General features: G+C 63.4%; 37 protein-coding genes. 34 read left to right on the top strand and 3 right to left on the bottom strand.

The window, feature by feature from the left end; translation table 11 throughout:
• Positions 1-93: 93 nt before the first annotated feature.
• Positions 94-219: a hypothetical protein gene (locus tag AC6EUH_RS01685; protein WP_268753730.1), complete on the top strand. Its 126-nt coding sequence runs from the start codon at positions 94-96 to the stop codon at positions 217-219.
• A 10-nt stretch (positions 220-229) separates the two neighbouring features.
• On the opposite strand, the gene AC6EUH_RS01680 is transcribed toward AC6EUH_RS01685, so the two are convergent.
• Positions 230-1,657 carry a GH1 family beta-glucosidase gene (locus AC6EUH_RS01680; protein ID WP_499737620.1) on the bottom strand — a complete coding sequence of 476 codons (1,428 nt, stop codon included), beginning with the start codon at positions 1,655-1,657 and terminating at the stop codon, positions 230-232.
• Positions 1,658-2,109: 452 nt separating this feature from the next.
• On the opposite strand from AC6EUH_RS01680, the gene rpsJ reads away from it, so the two are divergent.
• The 32 genes from rpsJ to AC6EUH_RS01520 all read left to right on the top strand — a co-directional run bounded on the left by rpsJ (position 2,110) and on the right by AC6EUH_RS01520 (position 21,350).
• Positions 2,110-2,418 carry a 30S ribosomal protein S10 gene (gene rpsJ / locus AC6EUH_RS01675; RefSeq protein ID WP_038464699.1) on the top strand — a complete coding sequence of 103 codons (309 nt, stop codon included), beginning with the start codon at positions 2,110-2,112 and terminating at the stop codon, positions 2,416-2,418.
• Positions 2,419-2,435: 17 nt separating this feature from the next.
• A complete protein-coding gene (gene rplC / locus AC6EUH_RS01670; RefSeq protein ID WP_024366134.1) occupies positions 2,436-3,086 on the top strand; it encodes a 50S ribosomal protein L3 in 651 nt (216 codons plus the stop codon).
• A gap of 4 nt (positions 3,087-3,090) precedes the next feature.
• The gene (rplD, locus tag AC6EUH_RS01665; RefSeq protein ID WP_056425230.1) at positions 3,091-3,714 is read left to right on the top strand and encodes a 50S ribosomal protein L4; all 624 of its coding nucleotides are present in this window, start codon (positions 3,091-3,093) and stop codon (positions 3,712-3,714) included.
• Complete coding sequence (rplW, locus tag AC6EUH_RS01660; RefSeq protein ID WP_056425233.1) at positions 3,711-4,016, top strand: 50S ribosomal protein L23; 306 nt, start codon at positions 3,711-3,713, stop codon at positions 4,014-4,016. Before rplD ends, rplW begins: the two co-directional genes overlap by 4 nt.
• Positions 4,017-4,045: 29 nt before the next feature.
• Positions 4,046-4,885, top strand: a complete 840-nt coding sequence (gene rplB, locus AC6EUH_RS01655; RefSeq protein ID WP_024366131.1) for a 50S ribosomal protein L2 — start codon at positions 4,046-4,048, stop codon at positions 4,883-4,885.
• Positions 4,886-4,897: 12 nt separating this feature from the next.
• Positions 4,898-5,179 (top strand): 30S ribosomal protein S19, encoded by a 282-nt coding sequence (rpsS, locus tag AC6EUH_RS01650; RefSeq protein WP_018773666.1) that lies wholly within the window; start codon positions 4,898-4,900, stop codon positions 5,177-5,179.
• A 38-nt stretch (positions 5,180-5,217) separates the two neighbouring features.
• Entirely contained in the window at positions 5,218-5,583 is a 366-nt protein-coding gene (rplV, locus tag AC6EUH_RS01645; protein WP_003803798.1) for a 50S ribosomal protein L22, read from the top strand.
• Entirely contained in the window at positions 5,584-6,429 is an 846-nt protein-coding gene (rpsC, locus tag AC6EUH_RS01640; RefSeq protein ID WP_056425234.1) for a 30S ribosomal protein S3, read from the top strand. It begins immediately after the preceding gene.
• Positions 6,430-6,846, top strand: coding sequence for a 50S ribosomal protein L16 (rplP, locus tag AC6EUH_RS01635; protein ID WP_011692803.1), 417 nt, complete (start codon positions 6,430-6,432; stop codon positions 6,844-6,846).
• 2 nt (positions 6,847-6,848) lie between these two features.
• Positions 6,849-7,178 carry a 50S ribosomal protein L29 gene (gene rpmC / locus AC6EUH_RS01630; RefSeq protein ID WP_056425235.1) on the top strand — a complete coding sequence of 110 codons (330 nt, stop codon included), beginning with the start codon at positions 6,849-6,851 and terminating at the stop codon, positions 7,176-7,178.
• Positions 7,175-7,483: a 30S ribosomal protein S17 gene (gene rpsQ, locus AC6EUH_RS01625; RefSeq protein WP_056425236.1), complete on the top strand. Its 309-nt coding sequence runs from the start codon at positions 7,175-7,177 to the stop codon at positions 7,481-7,483. Before rpmC ends, rpsQ begins: the two co-directional genes overlap by 4 nt.
• A gap of 410 nt (positions 7,484-7,893) precedes the next feature.
• The gene (gene rplN, locus AC6EUH_RS01620; RefSeq protein ID WP_003803789.1) at positions 7,894-8,262 is read left to right on the top strand and encodes a 50S ribosomal protein L14; all 369 of its coding nucleotides are present in this window, start codon (positions 7,894-7,896) and stop codon (positions 8,260-8,262) included.
• Positions 8,263-8,265: 3 nt separating this feature from the next.
• Entirely contained in the window at positions 8,266-8,625 is a 360-nt protein-coding gene (rplX, locus tag AC6EUH_RS01615) for a 50S ribosomal protein L24 (RefSeq protein ID WP_056425237.1), read from the top strand.
• Positions 8,625-9,206, top strand: a complete 582-nt coding sequence (gene rplE / locus AC6EUH_RS01610) for a 50S ribosomal protein L5 (protein WP_056425240.1) — start codon at positions 8,625-8,627, stop codon at positions 9,204-9,206. Before rplX ends, rplE begins: the two co-directional genes overlap by 1 nt.
• 95 nt (positions 9,207-9,301) lie before the next feature.
• Positions 9,302-9,700: a 30S ribosomal protein S8 gene (gene rpsH / locus AC6EUH_RS01605; RefSeq protein WP_056425243.1), complete on the top strand. Its 399-nt coding sequence runs from the start codon at positions 9,302-9,304 to the stop codon at positions 9,698-9,700.
• An 18-nt stretch (positions 9,701-9,718) separates the two neighbouring features.
• Complete coding sequence (rplF, locus tag AC6EUH_RS01600; RefSeq protein WP_056425247.1) at positions 9,719-10,255, top strand: 50S ribosomal protein L6; 537 nt, start codon at positions 9,719-9,721, stop codon at positions 10,253-10,255.
• Positions 10,256-10,257: 2 nt separating this feature from the next.
• On the top strand, positions 10,258-10,641 hold the full coding sequence (gene rplR, locus AC6EUH_RS01595) for a 50S ribosomal protein L18 (RefSeq protein ID WP_018773674.1): 384 nt from the start codon (positions 10,258-10,260) through the stop codon (positions 10,639-10,641).
• Positions 10,642-10,667: 26 nt separating this feature from the next.
• A complete protein-coding gene (gene rpsE, locus AC6EUH_RS01590) occupies positions 10,668-11,348 on the top strand; it encodes a 30S ribosomal protein S5 (RefSeq protein ID WP_173403037.1) in 681 nt (226 codons plus the stop codon).
• Between the two features lie 3 nt (positions 11,349-11,351).
• Positions 11,352-11,558 carry a 50S ribosomal protein L30 gene (rpmD, locus tag AC6EUH_RS01585; RefSeq protein ID WP_056425250.1) on the top strand — a complete coding sequence of 69 codons (207 nt, stop codon included), beginning with the start codon at positions 11,352-11,354 and terminating at the stop codon, positions 11,556-11,558.
• Positions 11,559-12,053: a 50S ribosomal protein L15 gene (gene rplO, locus AC6EUH_RS01580; protein ID WP_056425252.1), complete on the top strand. Its 495-nt coding sequence runs from the start codon at positions 11,559-11,561 to the stop codon at positions 12,051-12,053.
• A 185-nt stretch (positions 12,054-12,238) separates the two neighbouring features.
• Positions 12,239-13,549, top strand: coding sequence for a preprotein translocase subunit SecY (secY, locus tag AC6EUH_RS01575; RefSeq protein WP_056425255.1), 1,311 nt, complete (start codon positions 12,239-12,241; stop codon positions 13,547-13,549).
• A gap of 5 nt (positions 13,550-13,554) precedes the next feature.
• Positions 13,555-14,124 (top strand): adenylate kinase, encoded by a 570-nt coding sequence (locus tag AC6EUH_RS01570; RefSeq protein ID WP_200912986.1) that lies wholly within the window; start codon positions 13,555-13,557, stop codon positions 14,122-14,124.
• 105 nt (positions 14,125-14,229) lie between these two features.
• On the top strand, positions 14,230-15,057 hold the full coding sequence (gene map, locus AC6EUH_RS01565; RefSeq protein ID WP_056425261.1) for a type I methionyl aminopeptidase: 828 nt from the start codon (positions 14,230-14,232) through the stop codon (positions 15,055-15,057).
• Between the two features lie 327 nt (positions 15,058-15,384).
• Positions 15,385-15,828: a hypothetical protein gene (locus AC6EUH_RS01560; RefSeq protein ID WP_499737619.1), complete on the top strand. Its 444-nt coding sequence runs from the start codon at positions 15,385-15,387 to the stop codon at positions 15,826-15,828.
• 186 nt (positions 15,829-16,014) lie between these two features.
• Positions 16,015-17,037, top strand: coding sequence for a P1 family peptidase (locus AC6EUH_RS01555; protein WP_056425268.1), 1,023 nt, complete (start codon positions 16,015-16,017; stop codon positions 17,035-17,037).
• 177 nt (positions 17,038-17,214) lie between these two features.
• Positions 17,215-17,436: a translation initiation factor IF-1 gene (gene infA / locus AC6EUH_RS01550; protein ID WP_009358723.1), complete on the top strand. Its 222-nt coding sequence runs from the start codon at positions 17,215-17,217 to the stop codon at positions 17,434-17,436.
• Between the two features lie 69 nt (positions 17,437-17,505).
• Positions 17,506-17,619 carry a 50S ribosomal protein L36 gene (gene rpmJ / locus AC6EUH_RS01545; RefSeq protein ID WP_009358722.1) on the top strand — a complete coding sequence of 38 codons (114 nt, stop codon included), beginning with the start codon at positions 17,506-17,508 and terminating at the stop codon, positions 17,617-17,619.
• A gap of 182 nt (positions 17,620-17,801) precedes the next feature.
• Entirely contained in the window at positions 17,802-18,176 is a 375-nt protein-coding gene (gene rpsM / locus AC6EUH_RS01540; RefSeq protein WP_024366110.1) for a 30S ribosomal protein S13, read from the top strand.
• A gap of 51 nt (positions 18,177-18,227) precedes the next feature.
• Positions 18,228-18,629 (top strand): 30S ribosomal protein S11, encoded by a 402-nt coding sequence (gene rpsK / locus AC6EUH_RS01535; protein ID WP_018773682.1) that lies wholly within the window; start codon positions 18,228-18,230, stop codon positions 18,627-18,629.
• A 133-nt stretch (positions 18,630-18,762) separates the two neighbouring features.
• Positions 18,763-19,773: a DNA-directed RNA polymerase subunit alpha gene (locus AC6EUH_RS01530; protein WP_024366109.1), complete on the top strand. Its 1,011-nt coding sequence runs from the start codon at positions 18,763-18,765 to the stop codon at positions 19,771-19,773.
• 76 nt (positions 19,774-19,849) lie between these two features.
• A complete protein-coding gene (gene rplQ, locus AC6EUH_RS01525; RefSeq protein WP_056425271.1) occupies positions 19,850-20,428 on the top strand; it encodes a 50S ribosomal protein L17 in 579 nt (192 codons plus the stop codon).
• Positions 20,429-20,459: 31 nt separating this feature from the next.
• Complete coding sequence (locus tag AC6EUH_RS01520; protein WP_056425275.1) at positions 20,460-21,350, top strand: tRNA pseudouridine synthase A; 891 nt, start codon at positions 20,460-20,462, stop codon at positions 21,348-21,350.
• A gap of 34 nt (positions 21,351-21,384) precedes the next feature.
• Here the strand turns inward: AC6EUH_RS01520 and AC6EUH_RS01515 are convergent, their stop codons facing one another.
• Positions 21,385-22,776: a sensor histidine kinase gene (locus AC6EUH_RS01515; protein WP_499737618.1), complete on the bottom strand. Its 1,392-nt coding sequence runs from the start codon at positions 22,774-22,776 to the stop codon at positions 21,385-21,387.
• A gap of 209 nt (positions 22,777-22,985) precedes the next feature.
• Between AC6EUH_RS01515 and AC6EUH_RS01510 the strand changes: the two genes are divergently transcribed.
• Positions 22,986-23,750 (top strand): response regulator transcription factor, encoded by a 765-nt coding sequence (locus AC6EUH_RS01510; protein WP_499737617.1) that lies wholly within the window; start codon positions 22,986-22,988, stop codon positions 23,748-23,750.
• On the opposite strand, the gene AC6EUH_RS01505 is transcribed toward AC6EUH_RS01510, so the two are convergent.
• Positions 23,747-24,193 carry an Hpt domain-containing protein gene (locus AC6EUH_RS01505; protein ID WP_235500071.1) on the bottom strand — a complete coding sequence of 149 codons (447 nt, stop codon included), beginning with the start codon at positions 24,191-24,193 and terminating at the stop codon, positions 23,747-23,749. The two genes, AC6EUH_RS01510 and AC6EUH_RS01505, sit on opposite strands and share 4 nt — an antisense overlap.
• Between the last annotated feature and the right edge of the window lie 5 nt (positions 24,194-24,198).

Below are 24,198 nucleotides of genomic sequence, written 5' to 3'. Positions count from 1 at the left end.
AAGGTCCGCCGTGCGCCGGCACGAGGGCCGGCGGACCGTGGTTGACCGGGGCCAAGCGCTGATATCGTTGCTTCCAATCGAAGGGAGCTCACAATGGGCTGGTTGATTTTCCTGTTGGTGGCTGTTGCCGTCGTCGCCGGCGTTTTCTGGGCCAAGAACCACTTCCGCCACGAGATTGAGCGGGCCAAGCGCATCAACCGGGCCAACAAGGACAAGTAGGCCCGCGGGCTCAGGCTCTGCGGGCCCGGCTGAGCGCCTGGTACCAGTAGTAGGAATCCTTGGGCGTCCGTTCCTGGGTGTCGAAGTCCACATGGACCAGACCGAATCGCTGTGAATACCCGGCCGCCCACTCGAAGTTGTCCATCAGGGTCCAGACGTAGTAGCCCAGCAGTTCAACATCCTCAGCGATCCCGCCGGGTGCCGTGGCCTCCAGGGCATGGCCCAGATGGGACGCGATGTAGTTGATCCGGTCAGCATCGGCGATGGGACCGGACACATGGTCGGGTTCGGGGAAGCTGGCCCCGCTTTCTGTGATGTACAGCGGTGGGAGCGCCCCGCCGTACCTGTCCTTCAGTTCCCGGAGCAGCGGGCCCAGATGGTCCGGAGCCACGGGCCAGCCGAAGCCCGTGGTGGCGTATTCCGGGAACGCGGCCATATGGAACGGCATCTTGAGCATCGCCTCGGTGTTGCCCACGGGGCTTTCGCCCGGACCGCGTCCGGTGGCGACTTTAACGGGGTAGTAGTAGTTCAGTCCGTAGAAGTCCAGGGGCTGGTGGATGGTCCGCAGGTCGGCGTCGGAGACCTTCCCCAGCGAACGGAACCACGGCTTGGCGACGAGCGGAACCTTGGGGTACCGGCCCAGGAGAAGCGGGTCCGCGTACACGCGGTTCAGGGTCAGGTCGAAAATGCCGGCCAGGAACTTGTCCGAAATGGAGCGGGTTGCGGGCCGTACCGGGGAATGCAGGTTGGTGACGCCGACGGCGCCCGTGACCGCCTCCGCACGCAACGCCTGCACGGCGAGGCCGTGGGCGAGCAGCTGGTGATGAACGGCTGGCAGGGCGTCGAAGAGCAGGTCATGGCCCGGGGCGTGGACCCCGAGGGCGTAGCCGTTGAGGGTGACTGACACCGGTTCGTTCAGCGTGACCCACTGGGCCACACGGTCGCCGAAGCGCCGGCCGGCTGCCGCACTGTACTCGGCGAAGCGTTCCGCCGTGGAACGGTTCAGCCAGCCGCCGCGGTGTTCCAGCGGCAGGGGAGTGTCCCAGTGGTACAAGGTGGCCATCGGGGAGATGCCGGCCTCAAGCAGCTGGTCGATGAGCCGGTCGTAGAAATCGAGTCCCTCGCTGTTGAACAGCCCGGTGCCATCAGGCTGGACCCGCGGCCAGGAGATGGAGAAGCGGTACGAGTCGACGCCGAGGGTGCGCATCAGTTCGACGTCCTCGGTGGCGCGGTTGTAGTGGTCGCACGCGACCGCGGGGGAGTGGCCATCCTGGATGCTTCCGGGTTTCTCGACGAAGGCGTCCCAGCCGGAAGGCCCGCGGCCGCCGGCCGCGAGGGACCCCTCGATCTGGAATGCGGCCGAGGCCACGCCCAGCTGGAAATCCGGGCTCAGGCGCGCGGCCAGGGCCTGGACCGCTACGGAATCCTGCACAGACATGACCCCATCATGCCCACGCCGTCCGCTGAAGGCAATGACCGGAACGCCGGTCCTGCAGTCGCCCGGGCCCCGACGAGTGCTCCCCGCGGGCGTCGTGGCCACCCGAGCGCGGCCGCTGATTGGCTTATGCCCGTTAATTCCGGCATACTAGATGAGTTGTTCAAGCGCTCTTTCGCGTCCCGATCCGGATAATGCCGGGTGTCAGGGTCCAGGTAGGAGCCCAAACATAACCCACTCCCCATGGAACTGCGGACGAGTACGCGTGCACAGCGCGACACGCCCGACCGCGGGGGTCGGTTACGCCGGCAGGTTGAGGAACCCGGATTCATCCGGATTCAGCTTGTGCGGCGGGTGGTAGTTACGACTTCAATTGCTTCGGCAGCCACACAACGCGTAAGTAAACAGGGCAGCCCCAAACAGGGGAAGCACAGACTGAAAGAGAGTCAGGCGACATGGCGGGACAAAAAATCCGCATCCGGCTGAAGTCATATGACCACGAGGTCATTGACGTTTCAGCACGGAAGATCGTTGAGACGGTCACGCGCGCAGGCGCCACGGTAGTAGGCCCTGTGCCGCTGCCGACGGAGAAGAACATCTACTGCGTCATCCGCTCTCCGCACAAGTACAAGGACAGCCGTGAGCACTTCGAAATGCGTACTCACAAGCGTCTGATCGACATCATCGACCCCACGCCCAAGGCTGTTGATTCGCTGATGCGTCTCGACCTGCCGGCCGACGTGAACATCGAAATCAAGCTGTAGGGAGGTGCTGAGAGACTATGACCGCAACCCGTAACGTAAAGGGCCTGCTGGGCACGAAGCTCGGCATGACCCAGGTCTGGGACGAGAACAACAAGCTCATCCCCGTCACTGTGGTCCAGGCTGACTCGAACGTCATCACGCAGCTGCGCAATGCAGACACTGATGGCTATGTCGCCGTTCAGATCGGCTACGGCCAGATCGATCCCCGCAAGGTCACCAAGCCGCTGGCTGGTCACTTTGAAAAGGCAGGCGTCACGCCTCGCCGCCACGTCGTAGAACTGCGCACTGCAGATGCTGACTCTTACGAGCTGGGCCAGGAGCTCTCTGTAGAGCTCTTCGAAGCCGGCCAGAAGATCGACGTCGTTGGCACCACCAAGGGTAAGGGCTTCGCCGGTGTTATGAAGCGTCACGGCTTCCACGGCGTTGGAGCTTCCCACGGTGCCCACAAGAACCACCGTAAGCCCGGTTCAATCGGTGGCGCATCCACCCCGAGCCGCGTCTTCAAGGGCATGAAAATGGCCGGCCGCATGGGCGCCGTTCGTCACACCACGCTGAACCTCACGGTCCACGCGGTTGACGTCGAGAAGTCGCTGCTCCTGATCAAGGGCGCCGTCCCCGGCGCCCGCGGCCAGGTCGTACTCGTACGCACCGCCGTGAAGGGAGCCTAGTTCAATGACTAGCACTGTCAAGGTTGACCTGCCTGCAGAGATCTTCGACGTACAGACCAACGTGCCGCTGCTGCACCAGGTCGTCGTTGCACAGCTCGCTGCTGCTCGCCAGGGTACCCACAAGACCAAGACCCGCGCCGAAGTTTCCGGTGCAGGTCGCAAGCCGTTCAAGCAGAAGGGCACCGGCCGCGCCCGTCAGGGTTCAATCCGTGCTCCTCACATGACCGGTGGTGGCGTTGTCCACGGCCCCACGCCGCGTGACTACAGCCAGCGCACCCCCAAGAAGATGATTGCTGCTGCACTGCGCGGCGCTCTCTCTGACCGCGCCCGCAACGGCCGCATCCACGTTGTCGCTGAACTGGTAGCCGGCACCAAGCCGTCCTCCAGCGCTGCACTGGCAACTCTGCGAGGTGTCTCCGAGCGCAAGAACCTGCTCGTCGTCATCGAGCGCGCCAACGATGTTGCTGCACTCTCCGTGCGCAACCTCACGGATGTTCACGTTCTGTACGCAGACCAGCTGAACACCTACGACGTTCTCGTTTCCGATGACGTTGTCTTCACCAAGGCTGCCTACGAAGCATTCGTTGCTGACCGGGCAGTGGCAAAGAACCAGGAGGATGCCAAGTGAGTGCAGCCACCCTCAAGGATCCGCGCGACGTCGTGCTTGCACCCGTCGTCTCGGAAAAGAGCTACGGCCTGATCGACGAGGGCAAGTACACCTTCCTGGTGGACCCCCGCTCGAACAAGACCGAAATCAAGCTGGCCGTGGAGAAAATCTTCTCCGTCAAGGTCGACTCGATCAACACCATCAACCGTGCCGGTAAGCGCAAGCGCACCAAATTCGGATGGGGTACCCGCAAGAACACCAAGCGTGCAATTGTGAGCCTCAAAGAAGGCACTATCGACATCTTCGGCGGTCCGCTCTCGTAGCGGAGACCACTTTAACGAGGAAATAAATTATGGGAATCCGTAAATATAAGCCGACTACCCCGGGCCGTCGCGGCTCGAGCGTAGCGGACTTCACTGAAATCACGCGGTCGACGCCGGAAAAGTCGTTGGTACGTCCCCTCCCGAAAAAGGGTGGCCGTAACAACACCGGTAAGATCACGACCCGTCACAAGGGTGGTGGCCACAAGCGCCAGTACCGTCTGATCGACTTCCGTCGTCACGACAAGGACGGTGTCAACGCCCGCGTTGCCGAAATCGAGTACGATCCGAACCGCACGGCTCGCATCGCCCTCCTGCACTACGTTGATGGCACCAAGCGTTACATCATCGCCCCGAACAAGCTGGCCCAGGGTGACACCGTAGAGGCAGGTGCCGACGCTGACATCAAGCCCGGCAACAACCTTCCGCTGCGCAACATCCCGGTCGGTACCGTAATCCACGCAGTTGAACTGCGTCCGGGTGGCGGCGCCAAGATGGGCCGCTCCGCCGGCGCGTCGATCCAGCTCGTTGCCAAGGAAGGCCGTTTCGCCCAGCTGCGTCTGCCCTCCGGTGAAATCCGCAACGTTGACGTGCGCTGCCGCGCAACCGTCGGCGAGGTCGGCAACGCCGAGCAGTCGAACATTAACTGGGGCAAGGCCGGCCGTATGCGGTGGAAGGGCGTTCGCCCGACCGTCCGTGGTGTCGCCATGAACCCGGTCGACCACCCCCACGGTGGTGGCGAGGGTAAGACGTCCGGTGGACGTCACCCCGTCAACCCGAACGGTAAGCGCGAAGGCCGCACCCGCCGTCCCAACAAAGAGAGCGACAAGCTTATTGTTCGTCGCCGTCGTACTGGCAAGAACAAGCGATAGGAGCCTGGACACATGCCACGCAGCCTGAAAAAAGGTCCTTTCGTTGACCAGCACCTCTTTGTGAAGGTAGCCAGGGAAAACGAAAAGGGCACCAAGAACGTCATCAAGACCTGGTCCCGCCGTTCGATGATCGTCCCCGACATGCTCGGCCACACGATCGCCGTACACGACGGACGCAAGCACATCCCCGTGTTTGTCACTGAGTCGATGGTCGGGCACAAGCTCGGCGAATTCGCTCCCACGCGGACATTCCGCGGCCATGTCAAGGACGACCGTAAGGGCAAGCGCCGCTAGGCGCCTGCACTTACGTCAAAGACGAGAGAAGGAAAGCAATGGAAGCCAAGGCAATTGCGCGTCACATCCGCGTAACGCCTATGAAGGCCCGGCGCGTCGTCAACCTTGTTCGTGGTAAGCAAGCGAATGAGGCTCTGGCAATTCTGAAGTTTGCCCCGCAGGCAGCTTCGGAGCCGGTTTTCAAGGTAGTTCAGTCGGCAATCTCCAACGCCCGGGTCCTCGCGGACCGCGACGGCGTGGCGTTTGACGAAGGTGACCTCATCATCAGCGAAGCGTTTGTTGATGAAGGCCCGACCATGAAGCGGTTCCAGCCGCGAGCCCAGGGTCGTGCATTTCAGATCAAGAAGCGCACGAGCCACATCACCGTGGTAGTCGCTACCCCGGAGAAAGAGGAGGCTCGCTAAGTGGGACAGAAAGTTAACCCGCACGGGTTCCGACTCGGCATCACCACCGATCACGTATCGCACTGGTTTGCTGACAGCACCAAGGCCGGCCAGCGGTACAAGGACTTCGTTCGCGAAGACATCCGCATCCGCCAGCTCATGTCCACGGGCATGGAGCGCGCCGGTATCGCCAAGGTTGAAATCGAGCGCACCCGCGATCGTGTCCGTGTGGATATCCACACGGCACGTCCGGGCATCGTCATCGGCCGCCGCGGCGCAGAAGCAGACCGCATCCGCGGCGAGCTCGAAAAGCTCACCGGCAAGCAGGTTCAGCTGAACATCCTCGAGGTCAAGAACCCCGAGATGGAAGCACAGCTTGTTGCCCAGGGCGTTGCTGAGCAGCTGACTTCCCGCGTGGCTTTCCGCCGTGCGATGAAGAAGGCCATGCAGTCCGCACAGCGTGCAGGTGCCAAGGGCATCCGTATCGCTTGCTCGGGTCGACTGGGCGGCGCAGAAATGTCCCGCTCGGAGTTCTACCGCGAAGGCCGTGTGCCCCTGCACACCCTCCGCGCGAACATCGACTACGGCTTCTACGAAGCCAAGACCACCTTCGGCCGCATCGGCGTGAAGGTCTGGATCTACAAGGGTGACGTCACCGCCAAGGAACTGGCTCAGCAGGCAGCTGCTGCTCCGTCCCGCGGCCGTGGTGCCAGCGACCGCCCGGGCCGCCCGGGTGGCGCTGACCGTGGTGACCGCCGTCGTCGTAACGACCGCCCGGCAGCCGACGCAGCACCTGCTGCTGAAGCGCCGGCAGCTGAGGCAGCTGCTGCCGCTCCGGCACAGGCTGTAGAAGGAGGACAGGCTTAAATGCTTATCCCACGTCGAGTCAAGCACCGTAAGCAGCACCACCCGGGTCGTTCCGGCGCTGCTACGGGCGGCACCAAGGTCTCCTTCGGTGAATGGGGTATCCAGGCTCTGAGCCCGGCATACGTCACGAACCGTCAGATCGAATCTGCCCGTATCGCGATGACCCGCCACATCAAGCGTGGCGGCAAGGTCTGGATCAACATTTACCCGGACCGTCCGCTGACGAAGAAGCCTGCCGAAACCCGTATGGGTTCCGGTAAGGGTTCTCCGGAATGGTGGGTCTCAAACGTCAAGCCGGGCCGGGTTCTCTTCGAACTCTCCGGTGTCAGTGAAGAGGTAGCTCGCGAGGCCCTGCGCCTGGCAATCCACAAGCTGCCGTTGAAGGCACGCATTGTGCGTCGCGAAGGTGGTGAGTAGAAATGGCAGTAGGATCCAAGGAACTTGCATCCGCACAGCTGGACGGTTTCGACAACGAGCGTCTCGTTGAAGAACTCCGCAAGGCCAAGGAAGAGCTGTTCAACCTGCGTTTCCAGTCCGCCACCGGTCAGCTGGAGAACCACGGTCGTCTGCGCGCGGTAAAGAAGGACATCGCCCGCATCTACACCGTTCTCCGTGAGCGCGAACTGGGCATTCGTGCCGAGGTTGCCGCACCGGTTGTGGAAGCCAAGGAAGAGAAGAAGTCCAAGAAGGCTGCAACCAAGAAGGCCGAAAAGGCTGAAACGGTTGACACCGAGGAGGATGCCAAGTGAGTGAAAAGGACGAGAACGTGACGGAAACTGTTTCCGACGCAGCCAAGGCTGACGAGCGCGGTTACCGTAAGACGAAGCGCGGCTACGTCGTCTCGGACAAGATGGAAAAGACCATCGTTGTCCAGGTCGAAGACCGCGTGAAGCACGCCCTCTACGGCAAGGTCATCCGCCGCAACACGAAGATCAAGGCTCACGACGAAGAGAACAGCGCCGGCATCGGCGACCTCGTTCTCCTCGCCGAGACCCGCCCGCTCTCCGCTACCAAGCGGTGGCGTCTGGTGGAGATCCTCGAGAAGGCCAAGTAACACCTGCAGCCTCCCCGCGAGGGGATCTGCGCCGAAACCCCCGTTCCCTTCTGGGAACGGGGGTTTCTCCGTTGCCGGGGTAGGGGGCGCTGCCGTAACGGCTTCACCTGTGCGGCGGCAGGGCAGCTGTGATATGGGGATATGCCCAAAACGTGCTAAGATTTTGAGTTTGTATGGCGCTATCTGTGCGCTGTCATCAACCTCGTAAACAATCGTGCCACGGCATAGTGCCCCCTTGCGCCCCGACTCGTCGGGATCCGGTTGGGAAGCAAATGTTTTTGGCACGGGAGTTTAGGCCTGGTCTGGCAAAATCCAGGCAGGTCAAGAGACACCCCGATCAACCGTTCCGCAAGGCTCATTCCGTAGGAAGATTTTCGGTCTGAGAACCAGCGCGACGCAAGGAGTAAATAGTGATTCAGCAGGAGTCGCGACTCAAGGTCGCCGACAACACGGGTGCTAAGGAAATCCTTACCATTCGCGTTCTCGGTGGATCTGGCCGTCGCTACGCAGGCATTGGCGACGTAATCGTCGCTACCGTCAAGGACGCAATTCCGGGCGGCAACGTAAAGAAGGGCGACGTCGTCAAGGCTGTCATCGTCCGTACCAAGAAGGAACGCCGCCGTGCGGATGGTTCCTACATCAAGTTTGACGAGAACGCAGCTGTGATCCTGAAGAACGACGGTGACCCCCGCGGTACCCGTATCTTCGGACCGGTTGGTCGTGAACTTCGCGATAAGAAGTTCATGAAGATCGTTTCTCTGGCTCCGGAGGTGCTTTAGTCCATGGCTAAGATCAAAAAGGGTGACCTCGTTCAGGTCATCACTGGCGCCAAGGCTGAGCGCGGCGGCGACAAGGGCAAGCAGGGCAAGGTTCTGCGCGTGTTCCCCGAGACCAACCGCGTGCTGGTCGAAGGAATTAACCGCGTAACCAAGCACACCAAGGTCGGTCAGTCGCAGCGCGGCACCAAGACCGGTGGCATCGAAGTCGTCGAGGCTACGATCCACATCTCCAACGTGGCTCTGGTTGACCCGTCCACCAAGAAGCCCACCCGCGTCGGTTTCCGCACCGAGACCGTTGAGCGCGATGGCGTGAAGCGCGAAGTGCGTGTCCGCGTGGCCAAGAGCTCAGGGAAGGACATCTAATGACTGAGACTCTCGAGACTCCGGCAAGCAAGATCGTTCCTCGTCTGAAGACCAAGTACGCGGATTCCATCAAGAGCTCGCTCGTTGAGGAATTCAAGTACGAGAACGTCAACCAGGTTCCCCGTCTGGTCAAGGTCGTTGTGAACATGGGTGTTGGAGATGCCGCCAAGGACTCCAAGCTGATCGACGGCGCTGTCCGCGATCTGACCCTGATCACCGGCCAGAAGCCCCAGGTAACCAAGGCCCGCAAGTCGATCGCACAGTTCAAGCTGCGCGAAGGCATGCCGATCGGTGCACACGCAACTCTGCGTGGGGACCGCATGTGGGAATTCCTGGACCGTCTGGTCACGCTGGCTCTGCCGCGTATCCGCGACTTCCGGGGCCTCAGCGGCAAGCAGTTCGACGGCAACGGCAACTACACCTTCGGTCTGACCGAGCAGGTTATGTTCCACGAGATCGACCAGGATTCCATCGACCGCGTTCGCGGCATGGACATCACCGTCGTGACCACTGCCAAGACCGACGACGAAGGCCGCGCGCTGCTCAAGGCGCTTGGCTTCCCGTTCAAGACCGAAGATTAATCTAGCTACGTAAAAGGTCCGTCCGCGCTGGTTCCGAGCTTTGCTCGGGAAAGCAGCACGGCGGAAACCGTTATGAGGAAGGGCAAGAGCCCACCATGACAATGACAGATCCCGTCGCAGACATGCTTACGCGTCTGCGCAACGCAAACTCGGCATACCACGATTCCGTGTCTATGCCGTACAGCAAGCTCAAGGCACGCGTTGCCGACATCCTGAAGGCCGAAGGTTACATCGCCTCCTGGAAAGAAGAAGACGCTGAGGTTGGCAAGAAGCTGACCCTCGAGCTCAAGTTCGGTCCGAACCGCGAGCGTTCCATCGCTGGCGTTCGTCGTATTTCCAAGCCGGGACTGCGCGTTTACGCAAAGTCCACCAACCTGCCGCACGTGCTCGGTGGCCTGGGTGTCGCAATCCTGTCCACCTCTTCCGGCCTCTTGACTGACAAGCAGGCCGGCAAGAAGGGCGTGGGCGGCGAAGTCCTCGCTTACGTCTGGTAACGGGAAAGGAAGAGAATAATGTCACGTATTGGACGTCTCCCCATCACCGTTCCTGCCGGCGTTGAGGTCAAGGTTGACGGCTCTGTCGTCAATGTCAAGGGTTCCAAAGGCGAGCTGAGCCACACTGTGCCCAGCCCGATCGAGGTTTCCCTGGAAGATGGCACCCTGACTGTCGCCCGCCCGAACGACGAGCGCGCCTCACGTTCGCTGCACGGCCTGACCCGCACCCTGATCGCCAACATGATCCAGGGTGTCACCGCAGGCTACGAGAAGAAGCTTGAAATTGTCGGTACCGGTTACCGCGTTCAGGCCAAGGGCGCTGACCTGGAGTTCGCTCTGGGCTACAGCCACCCGGTCAACATCACGGCACCGAACGGCATCACCTTTGCAGTAGAGACCCCGACCAAGCTCTCTGTTTCAGGTATCTCCAAGCAGCAGGTCGGCGAGGTTGCTGCCAACATTCGCAAGCTGCGGAAGCCGGACCCCTACAAGGGCAAGGGCATCCGTTACGCAGGCGAAGTCATCCGCCGCAAGGTCGGAAAGGCTGGTAAGTAACCATGGCGATCGCAATTAACAAGAAGCGTACGAACAAGAGCAAGTCTGCCCAGCGCAGCCGTCGCCAGCTTCGTATCCGCAAGCGCATCTCCGGCACGGCTGTACGTCCTCGTCTGGTCGTCAACCGTTCCGCACGCCACGTATTCGTCCAGGTTGTCGATGACACCAAGGGCCTGACCGTGGCAAGCGCCTCCACTCTGGAAGCCGACCTTCGGGCATTCGACGGTGACAAGACTGCCAAGGCCAAGCGCGTTGGCGAGCTCGTCGCCGAGCGTGCCAAGGCCGCCGGTATCGAAGCAGTTGTCTTCGACCGCGGTGGTAACAAGTACCACGGCCGGATCGCCGCCGTCGCTGACGGCGCACGTGAAGGTGGGCTGGCACTGTGACCGAAAATAACGAAAAGGACATTCAGGTGACTGAAGCTGTAGCTGCTCCGGCAACTGAGACCGCTGCGCCTGCTACCACTGACGACCGCCGTGGTGGCGCTCGTCGTGGCGAGCGTGGCGACCGCGGCCAGGGCCGTGGCGACCGTGGTGGCCGTGGTGGCCGCGACGGTGGCCGCGAAGCCGAAAAGAGCCAGTTCGTAGAGCGCGTCGTAACCATCAACCGCGTTTCCAAGGTCGTCAAGGGTGGTCGTCGCTTCAGCTTCACCGCCCTCGTCGTCGTCGGTGACGGCAACGGTATGGTCGGCGTTGGCTACGGCAAGGCTAAGGAAGTTCCTGCCGCCATCGCGAAGGGCGTTGAAGAGGCCAAGAAGTCCTTCTTCCGCGTTCCCCGCATCGGCAGCACCATCCCTCACCGCGTTCAGGGTGAAGCCGCCGCAGGCGTTGTTATGCTGCGTCCGGCTTCCGCTGGTACCGGTGTTATCGCCGGTGGTCCGGTCCGCGCGGTACTGGAGTGCGTGGGCATCCACGACATCCTCTCCAAGTCGCTCGGTTCCTCCAACGCCATCAACATCGTTCACGCGACCGTTGACGCGCTGAAGCGACTCGAAGAGCCGGCAGCAGTGGCAGCACGCCGCGGCCTCCCGCTCGACGAGATCGCCCCGCCGGCAATGGTAAAGGCTCTCTTGAACCAGAAGGCAGGTGTCTGAGTCATGGCTAAGAACGTGCTTGTCTCCGACGCAAAGTTGGAGATTACTCAGCTCAAGTCCGCCATTGGCGGCAAGCAGAACCAGCGCGACACCCTGCGGTCCCTCGGCCTGAAGCGGATCGGACACACCGTTGTCCGCACCGCCGACGCCGTGACCGTCGGAATGCTCAACACGGTTCCGCACCTGGTAAAGGTAGAGGAGGCGAAGTAAATGGCAGAGAAGAAAACCGCCGAAAAGGCACAGGGCGCCACTGTTGAGAAGCAGAACGCACTGAAGGTTCACCACCTGCGTCCCGCCCCGGGTGCCAAGACCGCCAAGACCCGTGTTGGTCGTGGCGAAGGTTCCAAGGGTAAGACCGCCGGGCGCGGTACCAAGGGTACGAAGGCCCGCTACCAGATCAAGGCTGGCTTTGCCGGCGGCCAGCTGCCGCTGCACATGCGCCTGCCGAAGCTGCGCGGCTTCAAGAACCCGTTCCGGGTTGAGTTCCAGGTTGTAAACCTGGACAAGCTCAACGAGCTGTTCCCGGAAGGTGGCACTGTCACCGTGGAGAACCTGGTCGAAAAGGGTGCCGTTCGCAAGAACCAGCCCGTCAAGGTGCTGGGCACCGGCGACATCACCGTCAAGGTGAACGTCACCGCCCACGCATTCTCGGCCAGCGCCGCAGAAAAGATTGAAGCAGCAGGCGGAAGCACCACCGCCCTCTAAGGAGGCGGCGGGGCAGTTGCCCGTTGTGAAAACTCCCGGTAACCGGGGCTTCGGCCCCGGGTGCCGGGAGTTTTTCTGTTTTTCCGGCCCGGCGATTGTTCGCAGGGCGCGTCCACCCGTTAGACTCGGTTGTTGGGTTTATTTGACCTATCTCACACGACTTTACTTAATACTCAGGAGGACGCTTGCTTAGCGCATTTGGCCGGGCCTTTCGCACGCCTGATCTGCGACGCAAGTTGTTGTTCACGCTGGGAATCATCACAATCTTCCGCTTGGGTGCTTTCATCCCCTCGCCTGGTGTGAGCTACCAGAATGTCCAGCAATGCTTGCAGACCGGTGAGACCTCGGGCGGTATCTACCAGCTCGTCAACCTGTTCAGCGGCGGTGCTTTGCTGCAGGTGTCGGTTTTCGCCCTGGGCATCATGCCGTACATCACGGCCAGCATCATCGTGCAGCTGCTCCGGGTGGTCATTCCCCGGTTCCAGCAGCTTTACGAGGAGGGCGCTTCGGGCCAGTCCAAGCTGACGCAGTACACCCGTTACCTCACGATCGCCCTGGGCCTGCTGAACGCCACGACGCTGGTATCGCTGGCGCGCTCCGGCCAGCTGCTGCCGAACTGCCAGCTGCCGATCATCCCGGATGACAGCATCGTCACCACGCTCCTGATCATCATCACGCTGACGGCCGGTACCGGCCTCATCATGTGGATGGGTGAGCTCGTGACCGAAAAGGGCGTCGGCAACGGCATGTCGTTGCTCATCTTCACGTCCATCGTTGCCAGCTTCCCCGGCTCGCTCGGCGCCATCTGGACCTCGCAGGGTCCGGGCACGTTCTTTATGGTCCTCGTCATCGGCCTGCTGACCGTGGCCGCGGTGGTCTTCGTGGAGCAGTCCCAGCGCCGCATCCCGGTGCAGTACGCCAAGCGCATGATCGGCCGCCGCACCGTGGGTGGCACCAGCACGTACATCCCGATCAAGGTGAACATGGCCGGCGTCGTGCCCGTCATCTTCGCTTCTTCGATGCTGTACCTGCCGGGCCTCATCTCGCAGTTCAACCAGCCCAAGCCCGGCGAGCCCGTGGCCCCTTGGGTTGAGTGGGTCAACAACAACCTGACCCGCGGCGACCACCCCATCTACATGCTGCTCTACTTCGCCATGATTGTGTTCTTCACGTACTTCTATGTTGCGATCACTTTCAACCCTGAAGAAGTTTCTGACAACATGAAGAAGTACGGCGGCTTCATTCCGGGTATCCGTGCCGGCAAGCCGACCGCGGACTACCTGCAGTATGTGCTCTCCCGGATCACGCTTCCCGGCGCCATTTACCTGGCATTTGTGGCACTGATACCGCTGGTCGCACTGGTCCTGATCAACGCCAACCAGAACTTCCCGTTCGGTGGCACCTCGATCCTGATCATGGTCGGCGTAGGTTTGGAGACCGTCAAGCAGATTGATGCGCAGCTACAGCAGCGTCACTACGAAGGGCTTTTGCGATGACGAGAATGTTGATTATCGGACCTCCCGGATCCGGCAAGGGAACGCAGGCGGAGCGCATTTCAGAGCGCCTCGGCGTCATTGCGATCTCCACGGGGGACATCTTCCGCGCCAACGTCAAAGGTGAGACGCCGCTTGGCCTCGAAGCCAAGAAGTACATGGATGCGGGCGACTTCGTTCCGGACAGCGTGACCAACAAGATGGTCCGCGACCGTCTCAGCGAGGACGACGTCGAGAACGGCTTCCTGCTGGACGGTTACCCGCGCACCACCGCGCAGGTGGACTACCTCGACGGAATCCTCGCCGACGGCGACCAGAAGCTCGACGTCGTCCTGCAGCTCACGGCCGACGACGAGGAACTCGTCACCCGCCTGCTGGGCCGCGCCAAGGAGACCGGGCGCACTGACGACAACGAAGCCGTCATCCGGCACCGCCTGGACCTGTACCACGGCCAGACGGAAGCTGTGGTGGCCAAGTATGCCGACCGCGGCATCCTGACCCGGGTCGACGGCATCGGCGGCATCGACGAGGTCACCGACCGCGTCATGCAGGCCATCAAAGAGGCCCAGTCGGCCTGATCGGCCCGTGCACTTCGAGGCTCCTCCCGGAACACCGGGAGGAGCCTCAGCCATTTGGCCGCCCGCCTCCCAGGGCGGCACAGCCCCATTGAAAGGAAGTTGCGGATGGCATTCGGCCAGCCACGCATCGAATACAAGACCAACGCCCAGATGCGCTCCATGCACCAGGCCGGGCTCGTCCTCAGCCGCGCCCTGGACGCCGCCGTTGCGGCCGCCGCACCGGGGAAGACCACCAAGGACCTCGACGCCGTGTTCGCCGCGGTGCTCAAGGACGCCGGCGCCACGTCCAATTTCCTCGGCTACCACGGCTTCCCCGCCACCATCTGCACCTCGGTCAACGAGGAAGTGGTGCACGGAATCCCCGGCAGCCGCGTCCTGCAGGACGGTGACATCCTCTCCATCGACGGCGGCGCAATCCTGGGCGGCTGGCACTCCGACTCCGCCCGCACCGTGATCGTGGGCACCGCCGACCCCGAGGATCAGCGGCTTTCCGAGGTCACCGAGGCGGCGATGTGGCACGGGATCGCTGCCCTGGCGACCGGGAAGTTCATCGGCGACATCGGAAATGCCGTGGACGACTACGTCTCCTCTGTCCCCGGGAAGGCCCTGGGCATCCTTGAGGACTACGTGGGCCACGGGATCGGCTCCGAGATGCATATGGCGCCGGATGTGCCGAACTACCGCACCAACCACCGCGGTCCCAAGATCCGCCCGGGACTCTGCCTGGCCATCGAGCCGATGCTGGTCCGCGGAAGCATCGAAACAGCCGTACTGGACGACGACTGGACCGTTGTGACAACGGACGGCAAGCGGTCCTGCCAGTGGGAGCACTCCGTCGCGGTCCACGACAAGGGCATCTGGGTTTTGTCCGCCCCGGACGGGGGAGCGGCGAAACTGGCCCCGCTCGGCGTCGTGCCCGTACCGATCCCCTAGGGCCCGCACGGGGCGACGCGCACGCGACGCACTTCGGCTCCGGCGACGCGAAGAATCCCTGGCGACGCCGGAGTACGGCAGCGCCAGGGATTTAGGGCGTCGGACGGAAACTGCAGCCACGAAACCAGGCCCGTCCGCCGGGTCCGTCCCGATTCCATGACCCCGTCGGGCTTTTGGTTGTCTCGGCAACGGCAACAAGGCGAACCAGGGATACTCGGGAGTCCACGTTGGAGCCGGGCCAGCGACTAATGTTTGCACTGGGCTGAAATCATTGCTCGCACAATGCGAGAGTGACGCCGCCTCTGGTCCACCGGGGGTGAAGCAAACATGTTCAAAGTTGAAGCGATTGCGGACAGCTACGATCAACGGGTAGTGGATGTTGACACCGGCGTGTACCTTGAATGGCTGGTGACTGGGAGCCGGTACACCACGGAGGTTTTCAACCTCGTCCATCCCGGCGGAATGATTCCCTTTACAACCTCCCGTGAGTATGGCGTCGACCCTCACACGGGGTTGCCGTTCCTAGTGTTCAGATTCATCACCTTCGGCAGCGCAGTGAGGGCACAACTGCGGACCAAGCACCTGATCAACTGCACCTTCACGGACGACTTGGCGAAGGAGTTCTGGATGACGGTCGCTGCAGAAGCCCTGGTTGTTTTCGGGTCGGCGTACAACGGATTCAAAGTCCCGAATCGGCGATACACACGAGTCGAAGTCAACGAGAAAATCTACACTCTCGAAGACTTTGGCTACACAACATCGCCCGGTTAGATCCGCTCTCACGTCCGGTGCGCGACCGTCATGGCACCAACCGCCCGACCCGATCCCTGCGTTACCGCCGGCGACGCACACCTTGCCCTGCGACACGAGAAATCCCTGGCGACGCAGGAGCACGGCAGCGCCAGGGATTTGTCGTATCGCGAGAGGGTATCCGCCGCGAGGGCGCACAATGGTCCCATGACTGCGATTACGGACGTGCCGGGACTGAGAGTGGGCCACGCCGGCCGGACCGGCGATGGCTGGCTGAGCGGGGTGACGGTGGTGCTGCCTCCTGCGGGGACGGTGGGGTCCGTCGATGTCCGGGGAGGCGGTCCGGGGACGCACGAGACCGACGCCCTCGACCCGACCACCCTGACCCGCACCGTGGACGCCGTGGTCCTGACAGGGGGAAGCGCGTTCGGCCTCGCTGCGGCGCACGGCGCCCAGCGCTGGTGCGAGGAGAACGGCCGGGGGTTCGCCGTGACCGGCGGTGTGGTCCCGATCGTTCCGGCCGCAGCGATCTTCGACCTCGGCCGCGGCGGCGACTTCGCCGCCCGCCCGGACGCGGCCATGGGCTACGCAGCCACGGCAGGCGCCGCCGCCCGCAAGATCCAGCACGACGTCGAACGCGGCAACGTAGGAGCAGGCACCGGAGCCCTCATCGGCAGAGGAAAATACAAAGGGGGAGTAGGCACAGCCTCCATCACCCTGGAAAACGGCGTCGTCGTAGGAGCGCTGGCCGTGGTCAACGCGCTGGGACTGCCATTTGGCACATCGCCGGCGCGGGGGGAACCCGGCAGCGTGCGTCTAAGCGAGGAACGAGCGAGCACGCCGAGGGTTTCGGCCGAGGCGGCGGAAGCCGCCACGGCCACCGCGCCAGGCGAGGTGCCGCAGCCGCCCGCGCTCAACACGACCCTCGTCGTCGTCGCCACGAACGCCATCTTGGACAAGGCCGAATGCAAGCGCACGGCGTCGGCTGCCCACGCCGGCCTGGCCCGGGCGCTGGATCCCAGCCACACCCTGGCGGACGGGGACACCGTCTTTTGCCTCGCCACCGGCGCGCTCGCGCTGGACCGCAGCAGCGAGGCCGCCCGGCAGGTGAGTCTTATCACGCTGCAGAGTGCGGCAGCGGACGTCGTGCGGCTCGCCATCCTTGACGGGATCGGCTGCGCGGAGTCCGTGAGCACGCCAGCGGGCGAATTTGGTGCATACGGCCGCTGAGTGCGCTACGATTGCTGGATTTAACATTCGGGCCGTAATGGCGTAGTGTTGTCTGTTGGTTGTCTGCCCTGTTGTGCCCTTTTGTGGCCGGGAGGCATCAGCCAATCAATCAAAAACGTCCGCGGTCATTTCCGGTGCAAGCCAGAGGGCTGCGGCAAACAACAGTTAGCGGAGGGTATGGCCAAGAAGGACGGGGTCATTGAGATCGAGGGCGTTGTGACCGAGGCGCTGCCCAACGCGATGTTTCGCGTTGAGCTCACCAACAAGCACATCGTTCTGGCACACATCTCTGGAAAGATGCGCCAGCACTACATCAGGATTCTCCCTGAGGACCGGGTAGTGGTGGAGCTGAGCCCGTACGACCTGACACGTGGTCGTATCGTCTACCGCTACAAATAAACACTGGGCGGCCAGAGCAACAGCCGAAGGCCGGTCCAGCTGACCAACTGCAACACGCAAAGGAATGCCATGAAGGTCAAGCCGAGCGTCAAGCAGATCTGCGAAAAGTGCAAAGTGATCCGCCGTAATGGCCGGGTCATGGTGATCTGCGAGAACCCGCGCCACAAGCAGCGCCAGGGCTAATTTCCCTCTCGGGAAATCCTGGGTTGCTAACCCACGCAAGTAAATAAAGGCAGCACAAGCTGATCTGGGACATTGAGCACTAACGAGTCCGGACAGCTAACCCCCGGTCGGAGGCTGGGGCCGTACGGATCGTGCGGGTGTACTGCCTACGACCTCCGGTTTATTCAAGGAGCACTGCCACTATGGCTCGTCTCGCTGGCGTAGACATTCCCCGCGAAAAGCGGCTGGAAATTGCGCTTACTTACATCTACGGCGTGGGCAAGACCCGTGCACACGAAACCCTGGCTGCCACCGGCATCAGCGCGGACGTTCGGGTCAAGGACCTGTCCGACGCCGAGCTCGTCCAGCTGCGTGACTACATTGAAGGCAACTACAAGGTTGAGGGTGACCTTCGCCGCGAAGTAGCAGCAGATATCCGCCGCAAGGTTGAAATCGGCAGCTACGAAGGTATTCGCCACCGTAAGGGCCTGCCCGTACGCGGACAGCGCACGAAGACCAACGCGCGTACCCGCAAGGGTCCGAAGCGCACCGTCGCAGGCAAGAAGAAGACGCGCTAGTCCCTGAGGGACTAACTCGGCTTCCCCCGATAACTTTCTGTAGGAGAAAAAATGCCCCCGAAGACTCGTGGCGCGGTTCGCAAGCCGCGTAAGAAGGACAAGAAGAATATCGCGCTGGGCCAGGCGCACATCAAGAGCACCTTTAACAACACCATCGTGTCCATCACGGACCCGAACGGTGCTGTCATCTCCTGGGCTTCGTCCGGTGAGGTTGGTTTCAAGGGCTCACGTAAGTCCACCCCGTTCGCAGCCCAGATGGCCGCCGAAGCCGCCGCAAAGCGTGCACAGGAGCACGGTATGCGCAAGGTCGACGTATTCGTCAAGGGACCGGGTTCCGGACGCGAAACGGCTATCCGTTCGCTGCAGGCCGCTGGCCTCGAGGTTGGGTCCATCCAGGATGTCACCCCCAGCGCCCACAACGGCTGCCGTCCGCCGAAGCGCCGCCGCGTCTAAGGCTTTCCAACGCACCGGTGCTTGCCCGGACCCTCTCGGGTCCGGGCAGGCCCGGCGGCGTTAAGTCTTCAGACCGATCTTTCCACCACCTGTGTTGCGTCATATAGCGGATGCTCGCCGAAAGGAAACCTAAGTGCTCATTGCACAGCGCCCCACCCTCTCCGAAGAGGTCGTCTCCGACAACCGCTCCCGTTTCATCATTGAACCGCTGGAGCCCGGTTTCGGTTACACCCTCGGAAACTCCCTCCGCCGTACCCTGCTCTCCTCCATCCCCGGTGCCTCTGTCACGAGCATCCGGATCGATGGCGTGCTGCACGAGTTCACCACGGTTCCGGGTGTCAAGGAAGATGTCACTGAGATCATCCTGAACATCAAGAACCTGTCGGTTTCCTCCGAGCACGACGAGCCGGTTGTTGCTTACCTGCGCAAGCAGGGCCCGGGAGTCGTCACCGCCGCGGACATTGCTCCGCCGGCCGGCGTCGAATTCCACAACCCGGATCTGCACATTGCCACGCTGAACTCGAAGGGCAAGTTCGAACTCGAACTGACCATCGAGCGCGGCCGCGGCTACGTTTCGGCAGCTCAGAACAAGTCCGGCGACTCCGAGATCGGCCGCATTCCGGTCGACTCGATCTACTCGCCGGTCCTGAAGGTTACTTTCCGCGTGGAAGCTACCCGTGTTGAGCAGCGCACTGACTTCGACAAGCTCATTGTCGACGTCGAGACCAAGCAGGCCATCGCTCCGCGCGATGCCGTTGCTTCGGCAGGTACCACCCTGGTGGAACTGTTCGGTCTGGCCCGCGAGCTGAACACCGCAGCTGAAGGTATCGAGATTGGCCCGTCGCCGACGGACGCTGCCCTGGCAGCGGACATGGCCCTGCCGATCGAGGATCTGGACCTCACTGTCCGTTCCTACAACTGCCTCAAGCGTGAGGGCATCCACACCGTGGGTGAACTCGTGGCCCGCTCCGAGGCCGACCTCATGGACATCCGTAACTTCGGTGCGAAGTCCATCGATGAGGTCAAGGCAAAGCTGGTTGAACTGGGCCTGTCCCTCAAGGACTCGCCTCCCGGTTTTGACCTCGCAGCACGCGCCGCAGCAATTGAAGAGGACGACGCCGCTTTCAGCGACGACGAGCTCTAACAAACAGATCTTGGCCCGCGGGCTGATGCACCACGGTGTGCGCAGCCCAACGGCTTCCATATGAGGAGAAACTATTATGCCTACCCCCGCTAAGGGTCCGCGCCTCGGAGGCGGAGCGGCTCACGAGCGTCTTATGCTCGCGAACCTGTCCGCCGCACTGTTCGAGCACAAGCGGATCACCACCACGGTGACCAAGGCCAAGCGACTGAAGCCCTACGCCGAGCGTCTGGTGACTTTCGCCAAGCGTGGCGACCTGGCTTCCCGCCGTCGTGTGCTCGGCCTGATCAGCAACAAGGGCGTCGTCCACGAGCTGTTCACCGATATTGCACAGGCAGTGGAGAACCGCAACGGCGGCTACACCCGCATCACCAAGATCGGCAACCGCAAGGGCGACAACGCTCCCATGGCTGTCATCGAACTGGTTCTCGAGCCGGTTTCCGCTAAGCAGGCAGTTGTAGCCGAGGCTACGTCCGCCGCCAAGCGCGATGCTGACAAGAAGGACGCTGACAAGGCAGAAGCTGCTCCGGTTGCCGAGACCGAAGCCGCTGAAACCGAAGAGGCTCCGGCCGCTGAAGCTGCCGAGACTGAAGCAGCTACCGAAGAGGCTCCGGCCGCTGAGGAAGCAGACGCCAAGGCCGAGAAGGACGCGAAGTAATTCGCTGATTTCTTCGCATAGACTTAAGTCTATGAACCACCAGAAACCCGCGGCCCCCGTTACAGGGGGCGGCGGGTTTCTGCGTATCCGGCTTGATCTTGCGTACGACGGCGGACCCTTCAACGGGTGGGCTGTCCAGCCCGGCCGGCGCACCGTTCAGGGCGCATTGGAAGAGGCCCTGGCGCTGCTGATCCGCCGGCCCATCAGGGTCACCGTCGCCGGACGGACCGACGCCGGTGTGCACGCCCGCGGGCAGGTGGTCCACGTGGACCTCAGCGAGGCGGAGTGGCTGGGACTGAACCGCGGCGTGGAGCTGGACCCGTCGGTGGCGCTGCTGCGGCGCCTCCGCGGTGCGCTCAGCCGCGGGCTCGGAGACCTTACCGGGGCCATTGAAGTCCACCGCGTTTCCATCGCACCCGTTGGCTTCGACGCCCGGTTCTCCGCGCTCTGGCGCCGCTACAGCTACCGGATCGCGGACGGCCAGGCCCGCTGGGACCCCTTGGGCCGCACGTCGACGCTGTGGCACAAGGACCAGCTGGACGTCGGGCTGCTCAACGAGGGCGCGTCGCAGCTGCTGGGACTCCAGGATTTCCGCTCCTACTGCAAGCCACGGGAAGGCGCCACGACCATCCGGGAGCTGCAGCGCTTCGAGTTTTCCCGTGGCGCCGACGGCGTCCTGGTGGCCACTGTCCAGGCCGATGCGTTCTGCCACAACATGGTCCGGTCGCTGGTCGGCTCGGCGCTGTATGTCGGTGCCGGCGTCGAGAAGCCGGGCTGGCTGCACGAACGGCTGCTCGCCCGGCAGCGGGACGCCAGATCCGTGCTCGCCGCCCCGCATCCGCTGGTCCTGGAAGAGGTGGCCTACCCGTCGGCCAGCGGGCTGCTGGCCAGGGCCGAGCTGACGCGCGCCCGGCGCCAGTAACCCGGCGCCAGTACCAACCGCCCGGACCAGGGTGCTAGTAGGCCGGCGGGGCCGCCTCCGCGGGGAGCTCCACGGTGAAGGTACTCCCGCGGCCGGGCCGCGAGCTGCAGGAAATCGAACCGCCATGCCGTTCCACGATCGCCTTGGTGATGGACAGGCCCAGCCCGGCACCGGGAATGGAGCCCTCGCGGACCGCCGGGCTGCGGAAGAACCGGGTGAAGACCCGTGCGGCGTCGGCAGCTGTCATCCCCATGCCGTCATCCGCCACGTGCAGCAGCACCCGTTCGCCGGCCGTGCTGGCGGAGACACGCACAGTGCCGCCGTCGGGGGAATACTTGATGGCGTTGGAAACAAGGTTGTCGAGGGCCTGGCCGATCCGCAACGGATCAACATGGGCCCAGAGCGGGGCGGGAAGGTCCATGGAGAGCGCAACCCGGGAGGCCTGGGCGTGGGCCTGCGCCGAGCCCAGGCTGGCTTCGACCAGGCTGGACAAGTCGGTCCGGCGGGGGTGGACGTGCACGGTGGAGTTGGCGGACATCAACAGGTCCGAGACGAGGGCCAGCAGCCGCTCAGCGTTGCGTTGCGCCACCTCGATCCGGCGCACTGTGGTGGTGGAGAGCTCGGCAGAGTCACCAAGCGCCAGGTCCAGGTTGCCGATGATCGAGGTCAACGGGGTCCGGAACTCGTGGGAGACGGTGGAGACGACGTCGTCCTTGACGGCCAGGGCATCGACCAGCCCCGTGACCTCGTTGAACACAACGACGGCGCCCCGGAAGCCGCCAGCATCATCCCGCAGCGGGCGTGCGCCGGTTGAAACCACCCGGCTGCCCGGTGCCTCGCCGAAGCGCACGAGGTAGTCCGCGAAGGACTCGCCGGACGCGGCCCGCCGGATGGGACGGCGTTCGAGGGGGAGCGGGGTGGCCTGATCCTGGCCGGTGAGCAGGAGTTGGGCCTCCCCGGTCTCGTGTGCGGCACCCGCGGGCGCCGCAGACTTTTCAAGTTCCGACTGCCAGCTGTTGGTCAGCAGGCGCCGGCCGGCGGCGTCGACCGCAACAATACCGACGTCGACAGTGTCCAGGACCGTGGTAAGCAGGCGTTCGCGTTCCCGGCTGTCCGCGAGCAGTGCCTGCAGCTCCGCTTCCTTGGCGCCGGTCCGGCGCTGTTCCTCGCGCAGCCGTGCCCGGGCAAGGCTCAGGGCGAAAGAAGCGGAAAGGGTGACGCCCGCCGCGAGCACCACAGCGGCGGTCAGCCCCGGGGCCTCGAGGAGGCCCGGCCAGCCGGCGGCAGCCGCCAGCCCCGCAGCAGCCGCCAGCCCGGCAGCAACCGCCAGTGCCAGTGCCAGTGGGAGGTGTCGCACCACCCACACGCGCGGACCCAAGGCCTTGCCGAAACCGTCCGCACGCCGGACGAGCTGCTGTTCACTCACTGAAGCCGCGCTCCCTTCCTGCTCCAGTTTTACACCTGTTGTCACATAAACTTGACACAAAGTTGAGTATTCTGGCTTCTGTTACTGCGCCGTAACCGGGTTTTTCCCCCGGCATAGGTATTCTGGCAATGCCGGGTGGGGGCCGGGTGATGATCCCTGCCGGCGCACCCGCGTTGGCGAGTGGAGCAGGACCAGATGTGAGGGGGGCCATGACCGACCTTGGAGTCGCCGTCGTAGTTGAAGACGACGTAGACGTTCGCAACCTTGTCGAAGCCGTGCTGAGCCAGGCGGGATTCGAAGTCCATTCGGCCGGGGAAGGCCGCGAAGGTGTGGACGCTGTCCGGCGTCTGGAGGCCAACGTGGTCACCCTGGACGTGGGGCTCCCTGACATCGACGGCTTCGAAGTCCTCCGCCGGATCCGCCAGTTCAGCGATGCCTATGTGGTGATGTTGACGGCCCGCACTGACGAGCTGGACACGCTCACGGCGCTGCACACCGGGGCCGATGATTTTATGACGAAGCCGTTCCGCCCCCGCGAGCTGCGCGCCCGGGTGGCTGCCATGATGCGGCGCCCCCGCCAGGACACCATCAGCGGTGTTGCCCAGCTGGCAGTTGCCGCGGAGTCCGCCGCCCCGCCGCGGGACTCCGTGCTCCGCCACAACGGGCTGGCCCTGAACCCGGACAGCCGCACTGTGACGGTCGATGGTGCGCCCGTCAGCCTGACCCGCAGCGAGTTCGACCTGCTGAATGCCTTGCTCAAGGGGGCCGGCGCCGTCCGGTCCAAGACGGACCTGGTCCGCGTGGTGCGGGGCGAGTACTACAGGGCGGATGCGTACATCGGCGAATCCGACGAACGCGCTGTCGAAGTGCATATCGGAAACCTGCGGCGGAAGCTGCGCGAGGATCCCCTGCAGCCGCGCTGGCTTCAGACGATCCGCGGCGTGGGATACCGGCTCGCCCCGGAGCGGGACTAGCTCTCCCAGAGAATGTAGCTGTACTGCAGCTCATCCACCGTTTCGCTGCCGCTCTCGGCCACCTCGCCCAGCAGTGTGCCGGCCCGGTCCATGTCGCCGCCGCGGACCGCCGCCTCCAGCTCCCCGGCAAGCCGGGCGAGCTGCACGCCGCCCACCATGGCCGAGGACGTTTTCAGGCTCAGCACCGCCTCCAGGGAGCCGGCCTGGTCCCGGCGGTCCAGCGCCGACGCCAGCGCGTTGTAGCGCTGGTCCCACATCTTGGCGTAGTCCCGGGCGAACCCCTTGGCGACCGACGGGCTTTCCAGCTGCACACCCAGGTCCTGCAGTGCCGCGGGGTCCACAAGCGGGGCTGCGTCAGGGACGGCAAGCCCTGATCCGCCGGCGGCTGCGGGGGCGAAAGCGGTGTTGGCGTCGCCGCCGTCGGGGGCACTGAGAAAGGACATGCGAC

This window comes from Arthrobacter sp. 001422645 (assembly GCF_059816125.1).
The sequence above is the reverse complement of the archived record's forward strand: the minus strand, read 5'-3'. Positions and strand labels throughout refer to the sequence as shown.

Excerpts from the sequence above, each read along its gene's own strand:
- AC6EUH_RS01685 (WP_268753730.1), top strand. The coding sequence starts at position 94 with ATGGGCTGGTTGATTTTCCTGTTGGTGGCTGTTGCCGTCGTCGCCGGC.
- AC6EUH_RS01680 (WP_499737620.1), bottom strand. The coding sequence starts at position 1,657 with ATGTCTGTGCAGGATTCCGTAGCGGTCCAGGCCCTGGCCGCGCGCCTG.
- rpsJ (WP_038464699.1), top strand. The coding sequence starts at position 2,110 with ATGGCGGGACAAAAAATCCGCATCCGGCTGAAGTCATATGACCACGAG.
- rplC (WP_024366134.1), top strand. The coding sequence starts at position 2,436 with ATGACCGCAACCCGTAACGTAAAGGGCCTGCTGGGCACGAAGCTCGGC.
- rplD (WP_056425230.1), top strand. The coding sequence starts at position 3,091 with ATGACTAGCACTGTCAAGGTTGACCTGCCTGCAGAGATCTTCGACGTA.
- rplB (WP_024366131.1), top strand. The coding sequence starts at position 4,046 with ATGGGAATCCGTAAATATAAGCCGACTACCCCGGGCCGTCGCGGCTCG.
- rpsS (WP_018773666.1), top strand. The coding sequence starts at position 4,898 with ATGCCACGCAGCCTGAAAAAAGGTCCTTTCGTTGACCAGCACCTCTTT.
- rplV (WP_003803798.1), top strand. The coding sequence starts at position 5,218 with ATGGAAGCCAAGGCAATTGCGCGTCACATCCGCGTAACGCCTATGAAG.
- rplP (WP_011692803.1), top strand. The coding sequence starts at position 6,430 with ATGCTTATCCCACGTCGAGTCAAGCACCGTAAGCAGCACCACCCGGGT.
- rpmC (WP_056425235.1), top strand. The coding sequence starts at position 6,849 with ATGGCAGTAGGATCCAAGGAACTTGCATCCGCACAGCTGGACGGTTTC.
- rplX (WP_056425237.1), top strand. The coding sequence starts at position 8,266 with ATGGCTAAGATCAAAAAGGGTGACCTCGTTCAGGTCATCACTGGCGCC.
- rplE (WP_056425240.1), top strand. The coding sequence starts at position 8,625 with ATGACTGAGACTCTCGAGACTCCGGCAAGCAAGATCGTTCCTCGTCTG.
- rpsH (WP_056425243.1), top strand. The coding sequence starts at position 9,302 with ATGACAATGACAGATCCCGTCGCAGACATGCTTACGCGTCTGCGCAAC.
- rplF (WP_056425247.1), top strand. The coding sequence starts at position 9,719 with ATGTCACGTATTGGACGTCTCCCCATCACCGTTCCTGCCGGCGTTGAG.
- rplR (WP_018773674.1), top strand. The coding sequence starts at position 10,258 with ATGGCGATCGCAATTAACAAGAAGCGTACGAACAAGAGCAAGTCTGCC.
- rpmD (WP_056425250.1), top strand. The coding sequence starts at position 11,352 with ATGGCTAAGAACGTGCTTGTCTCCGACGCAAAGTTGGAGATTACTCAG.
- rplO (WP_056425252.1), top strand. The coding sequence starts at position 11,559 with ATGGCAGAGAAGAAAACCGCCGAAAAGGCACAGGGCGCCACTGTTGAG.
- AC6EUH_RS01570 (WP_200912986.1), top strand. The coding sequence starts at position 13,555 with ATGTTGATTATCGGACCTCCCGGATCCGGCAAGGGAACGCAGGCGGAG.
- map (WP_056425261.1), top strand. The coding sequence starts at position 14,230 with ATGGCATTCGGCCAGCCACGCATCGAATACAAGACCAACGCCCAGATG.
- AC6EUH_RS01560 (WP_499737619.1), top strand. The coding sequence starts at position 15,385 with ATGTTCAAAGTTGAAGCGATTGCGGACAGCTACGATCAACGGGTAGTG.
- AC6EUH_RS01555 (WP_056425268.1), top strand. The coding sequence starts at position 16,015 with ATGACTGCGATTACGGACGTGCCGGGACTGAGAGTGGGCCACGCCGGC.
- infA (WP_009358723.1), top strand. The coding sequence starts at position 17,215 with ATGGCCAAGAAGGACGGGGTCATTGAGATCGAGGGCGTTGTGACCGAG.
- rpmJ (WP_009358722.1), top strand. The coding sequence starts at position 17,506 with ATGAAGGTCAAGCCGAGCGTCAAGCAGATCTGCGAAAAGTGCAAAGTG.
- rpsM (WP_024366110.1), top strand. The coding sequence starts at position 17,802 with ATGGCTCGTCTCGCTGGCGTAGACATTCCCCGCGAAAAGCGGCTGGAA.
- rpsK (WP_018773682.1), top strand. The coding sequence starts at position 18,228 with ATGCCCCCGAAGACTCGTGGCGCGGTTCGCAAGCCGCGTAAGAAGGAC.
- rplQ (WP_056425271.1), top strand. The coding sequence starts at position 19,850 with ATGCCTACCCCCGCTAAGGGTCCGCGCCTCGGAGGCGGAGCGGCTCAC.
- AC6EUH_RS01520 (WP_056425275.1), top strand. The coding sequence starts at position 20,460 with ATGAACCACCAGAAACCCGCGGCCCCCGTTACAGGGGGCGGCGGGTTT.
- AC6EUH_RS01510 (WP_499737617.1), top strand. The coding sequence starts at position 22,986 with ATGACCGACCTTGGAGTCGCCGTCGTAGTTGAAGACGACGTAGACGTT.
- AC6EUH_RS01505 (WP_235500071.1), bottom strand. The coding sequence starts at position 24,193 with ATGTCCTTTCTCAGTGCCCCCGACGGCGGCGACGCCAACACCGCTTTC.